The organism is Alcanivorax sp. HI0044 (assembly GCF_001634945.1).
The window spans coordinates 1-967 of record NZ_LWEZ01000534.1 but is presented as its reverse complement, the minus strand read 5'-3'; the positions used below and the strand labels follow the sequence as shown (position 1 = coordinate 967).

Genomic DNA, 967 nt, shown 5'->3' with positions numbered 1-967 from the left:
CGGCGTTGGGCGTCCGGCGTTATTTCAATGTGGTTTCCCACTCGTCGGCCTTGAAGCCGGCGAGAATGAAATCGTTGCTTTGCAAAATCGGGCGCTTGATGACAGACGCATTTTCCATGGCCAGATTGACGGATTTCTCCGTGTTCATGGATTCCTTGACAGCATCGTCCAGTTTGCGCCAAGTGGTGCCGCGTTTGTTGATCACGGTTTCCCAACCCAGGGCTTCCAGCCATTGGCGTAATCGTTGTTCCGGCACGCCTTCTTTCTTGTAGTCGTGAAAGTGATAGGCCACGCCGTTGTCATCCAGCCATTTCATGGCTTTCTTCATGGTATCGCAGTTCTTGATACCGAAGACGGTCAGTTCCATGGAAAACCTATAAAGCAGTTGAAAGTTCAAAGTTCAAAGTTGAAACGCGGGCACGGTTATTATTCCTGCTTCAGCCTGTCTCGCGCTTTTCAACGTTTAACTTTCATCTTGTAACTCATCCAGCAACGCCTTGATCCGCTGGGCGCCTTCAATACATTCCTCCAGCGGGGCCACCAGCGCCATGCGTACCCGGTTTTCCCCCGGGTTTTTACCATTGATGGTGCGTGATAAATAGCGGCCGGGTAACACGGTGACGTTGTGTTCGGCCTGCAAACGCTGGGCGAAAGCTTCGTCACTGATGGGCGTTTTAGGCCACAAATAGAAGCCCGCTGCCGGGGCGGATACCTTAAGGGGGCCGCCAAGAATGTCCAGTACTGCGTCGAATTTTTCCCGATACAGTGCCCGGTTGGTTTGTACATGTTTTTCGTCATTCCAGGCGGCGATGCTGGCCAGCTGGTGATGAATGGGCATGGCACAACCGTGATAGGTGCGGTAACGCAGAAACCGTTGCAGCACTTCGCTGTCGCCGGCGGCAAAACCGGAGCGCAGCCCGGGCAGATTGGAGCGCTTGGACAGGGAGTGGAAGACCACGCAACGGCG

The 967-nt window shown here is 54.2% G+C and carries 2 protein-coding genes; both read right to left on the bottom strand.

Features of this window, described 5'->3' with window-relative positions; genetic code table 11:
* Positions 1-19: 19 nt before the first annotated feature.
* Positions 20-367 (bottom strand): ArsC family reductase, encoded by a 348-nt coding sequence (locus A3730_RS06340; protein ID WP_063520670.1) that lies wholly within the window; start codon positions 365-367, stop codon positions 20-22.
* 96 nt (positions 368-463) lie between these two features.
* On the bottom strand, positions 464-967 hold a 504-nt coding region (locus A3730_RS06335), incomplete at its 5' end, for an aminotransferase class I/II-fold pyridoxal phosphate-dependent enzyme (protein WP_156500979.1).

What these genes read in the sequence shown, in the direction of transcription:
- A3730_RS06340 (WP_063520670.1), bottom strand. Translation starts at nt 367, where the DNA reads ATGGAACTGACCGTCTTCGGTATCAAGAACTGCGATACCATGAAGAAA.